Raw genomic sequence first — 3,722 nt, forward strand, 5'->3', positions numbered from 1 at the left:
ACTCAGCAATCTCAACAGATAGAAGATGTACGTTCTCTTTTAGAAAGAGAAACCACATCTCTGGAAGAGAAAATAATTTTTCTGGAAAATCAGGGAAAAGAGGCGGAGGATATTCTTCGCCTCTTAGTTCAGGAGAAAGAAGAGCTCAAGGAAACCATTGATACCTTGCAGCAGAGTTTATCCTCAGTGGAAGATGAGCTAAACAATATTTCTCTTCAGTTGGATAGCAAGTGGCAGGTAATAAGCGAGGATATCAATAACTGGCAAGAAGCAACTCTTGAGGACATTGAGGCCAAGATAGTAAGTATTAAACAGGAGTTACCGGATAGAAGCGAGCTGGAGGAGTGGGAAAAGAAAATAAATATTCTGCAAGAAGAGGGGGAAAGATTAAAGAGAGAGCTTGTTCGTCTCGAGGGAGAAAAAGATCGAGCTTTGCAAGAAGGGGAAGAAAGGCTGAGTAAATTAGAAGAGGAAATTCTTTTGTGGGAGAAGGAGCTGGCAGATTACCAGAAATTAATGGAGCAATCCATTAGTGAAATAAACAAACAAGTTAGTGAATTAACCACTTTTCTAAATTCAGCGGAGGAACGTTTGAGGGAAATTGAAACCTATAGCGTTAACTGGTCTAAAGAGAGCCAGGATGCCTGGGAAAGCTTGAAAATTTCTTTATCCCAGCTCTCTGAGAGATTAGAAGAGGTGAGCAATTTCAGTCAGAATGTTTTAAAGGAAGAGCTGGAGGCCAAGATTGATTCAATAGAAGAGAAAATAGAAGAGATGAGGAAAGAACTGAATAAAGAAAAGCAAACCCTGGAGATTAGCCACTCTGTAACTTCTACCACAGAGGAAGATGGAGAAACTTCAGAGGAAAGCGTTGTTTTTTCTTCCGGGATGGGAGGGGAAGAAGTATTATTGGTAGAAGAACCCTTAGAGAGTAAAGAGAAATTGTCTGCAGAGATAAAAACTTTAGCTGAGGAGAAAATGGAGTTAGAAGAAGAGTTAAGTAAAAAACAGGAAGAGATGCTTAAAATAGATCAGGAGTTAGAAGAATTGAGAGAAGAAAAAGGGTCCTGGGAAAAAATTGAAGAGTTAGAAGGAGAAAAAGTGGAAAAAGAAAAGGCTATAGCAGATTTGAACCAGAAATTAGAGGAGAAAAACGCTCAGATAGAAGCTCTGCAAAGGGAAATAACCGAACTGACTGCTCAACTGGAAGAAGCGGAGAAGTACACTTCCTATGTGATTCTTCCCTGGGATAATTTATGGGATATTGCCCGTCGTTATTACCGAGATGGACGAAAATGGCCTTTGATTATGGAAGCCAACAAGGATGTTATTGAGGACCCTCTAAAGTTGAGACCCTATACGGAAATAAGGATTCCTCGCTGTTCTAATGATGAGGATTGTTAGCTGAATTGTGCAAGAGGGTTTGTAGCTTTATAAGCTTTACTCTTGTGAACATAGGAGAGAGGAGTAGATATCTATGGATTTTAAGGAACTGATACAGACTCGAAGAAGCATTCGAAAATTTCGAGCAGAAGAAGTGGAAGAGGAAGATTTGAGAGAAATATTGGAAGCAGCACGTTTGGCTCCCTCGGCTAGTAATCTCCAACCCTGGAAGTTTATAGTGATAAAAAGTGATAAGAAAAAAAGACTGATTGCTCAAGCAGCAGGCGGTCAAGAGTTTGTGGGAGAAGCTCCTGTGGTTATTATTGCCTGTGCTACAGGAAGAGGTGGTTTTATTGGTGGGTATATGGAAAGCTGGCCGGTAGACGTAGCTATTTCTGTTACTCATCTTTTGCTGGCGGCCTGGGATAGAGGTCTGGGAACTTGCTGGATAGGGGATTTCGATGAAGAAAAAGTAAAAGAAATTTGCGAGATTCCTCCCGAGGTGAGAGTTGTAGCAATAGTTCCTATGGGATACCCGGTAAAAATCCCTCAAGCCACTTCTCGTCGACCCTGGGAAAAAATAGTGAGTATGGAGACTTTTGGTGAGTAAGGAGGACGATTTTGGCGGTAATTAAGCTGGAAATCGGTGATATTTTGACTTTGAAAAAAGCCCACCCTTGCGGAAGTAAGGAATGGAAGGTGGTCAGAGTAGGGGTGGATATTGGCTTGAGGTGTATGGGCTGTGATAGGTTTGTGATGGTTTCCCGACGGAAACTGGAAGGAAAAATTCGGGAAATCTACCGAAAAGGACATCGTCTAAAACCCCAAGAAAGTATTATCGAGGCATAGAGCATGGGTCTTAAAGTAGGTATAGTGGGTTTACCTAATTCGGGGAAAACCACTATTTTTAATCTTTTGACGAAAGCTAAAGCACCGGTAGCCAGTTATCCTTTTTGCACTATTGATTCCAACGTGGGAATAGTAGAGGTTCCTGACGAGCGGCTGGAGGTTTTAGCTTCTCTTTTAAATCCTCCTCGAGTGGTGAGCGCCACCATCGAGTTCATAGACGTGGCTGGCCTGGTAGAAGGAGCGAGCAAAGGGGAAGGTCTGGGCAATCAGTTTTTGAGTAATATCAGGGGCGTAGATGCGGTAATAGAGGTAATCAGGTTTTTTCAAGATGAAAAGGTACCTCATGCCCTGGGGAAAATTGACCCCTTGCAGGATAAAGAAATAGTGGATCTGGAGTTGATGCTTTCGGATTTAGAAATTATGGAGCGTCGACTGGAGAAATTGCAAGATTTAACCAGAAAAGTTAAAGATGAACGGTTAAAACTGGAAAAAGAAGTTCTAGAAAAAGGAAAACGCTGGTTAGAAGAAGGTAAACCACTTCGCTTTTTAGAGTTCAAGGAAGAAGAAAAAGAAATATTGAAACCTTACCAATTCATAACTCTAAAACCTCTTATCTATGTGGCTAATCTGGACGAAAGTGAAAGCAGTAAGTATCTTTTTGAGGAGGTTAAAAAGGAACTGGAAGAAAGCGGAGAAAAGATAATACCAGTTTTTGCTAAATTGGAAGAGGAGTTAGAAGAGATTCCTGTTGAAGAAAGAAAAGTATTTATCCAGGAATTTGGTATTGAAGATACGGGATTAAATCTGGTAGTGAAAGAAGCTTACCAACTCTTAGGCTTGATTACTTTTTATACTTTTGGAGATAAGGAATTGCGAGCTTGGGAACTTCTCCGAGGGAGCAAAGCCCCCCAGGCTGCAGGTAAAGTACATACCGATATGGAAAAGGGATTTATTAAGGCCGAAGTTATAAACTATGAGGAATTAGTAGCTATTGGTTCATGGGGAAAATCCCGGGAAGAAGGAAGGATTCGCCAGGAAGGTAAAGACTATGAAATAAAAGATGGAGATTTGGTTTACTTCCGCTTCTCTCCTCATTGAGAGCTACCCTGACGCTTGCTAAAGAGCGAAGTAATTCAAGAGTTTCTGGAGTTTACTGATTCTGGTTTAACTTCAGAGGGAAAATAACGAAAAATATCTATTCCGGGGGTTAACTATACCCGACTTTGACAGTTTCTCCCTCTTTTTAACTCCTTTAATCTCTGAAACCCTTGATAAATCTACATTCTGTTTTTCTATCTCTCATTTTTTCATTATTTTGTAGTGGCATTATTTTGTGATATTTTTATGTTTTTCTATTGACATTAGGTATTGTATATAGCTATTATGTAGTAAAAGAAAGAGAAGAGGGGTAGAGAAATGTTCATCAAAAGAACCAGAGGGGGAAGTAAAGAAAAACCCATTTATTATCTCCAGTTAGTACAATCCTATAG

3 protein-coding genes and 1 pseudogene are annotated in these 3,722 nt (G+C 40.3%); all 4 read left to right on the top strand.

The features are described from left to right. Positions 1–1,404: pseudogene (locus GXZ17_RS03005) on the top strand (hypothetical protein); the annotation flags it as partial. A gap of 73 nt (positions 1,405–1,477) precedes the next feature. Further along, positions 1,478–1,993 carry a nitroreductase family protein gene (locus tag GXZ17_RS03010; protein ID WP_409375808.1) on the top strand — a complete coding sequence of 172 codons (516 nt, stop codon included), beginning with the start codon at positions 1,478–1,480 and terminating at the stop codon, positions 1,991–1,993. An 11-nt stretch (positions 1,994–2,004) separates the two neighbouring features. Then, the gene (locus GXZ17_RS03015) at positions 2,005–2,232 is read left to right on the top strand and encodes a DUF951 domain-containing protein (protein ID WP_409375809.1); all 228 of its coding nucleotides are present in this window, start codon (positions 2,005–2,007) and stop codon (positions 2,230–2,232) included. Positions 2,233–2,235: 3 nt separating this feature from the next. Further along, a complete protein-coding gene (gene ychF / locus GXZ17_RS03020; RefSeq protein WP_409375810.1) occupies positions 2,236–3,330 on the top strand; it encodes a redox-regulated ATPase YchF in 1,095 nt (364 codons plus the stop codon). The last annotated feature ends 392 nt before the right edge of the window (positions 3,331–3,722 follow it).

Source organism: Candidatus Sordicultor fermentans, assembly GCF_012728195.1.
Taxonomy (GTDB): domain Bacteria; phylum Atribacterota; class Atribacteria; order Atribacterales; family Caldatribacteriaceae; genus Sordicultor; species Sordicultor fermentans.

Excerpts from the sequence above, each read along its gene's own strand:
- GXZ17_RS03010 (WP_409375808.1), top strand. The coding sequence starts at position 1,478 with ATGGATTTTAAGGAACTGATACAGACTCGAAGAAGCATTCGAAAATTT.
- ychF (WP_409375810.1), top strand. The coding sequence starts at position 2,236 with ATGGGTCTTAAAGTAGGTATAGTGGGTTTACCTAATTCGGGGAAAACC.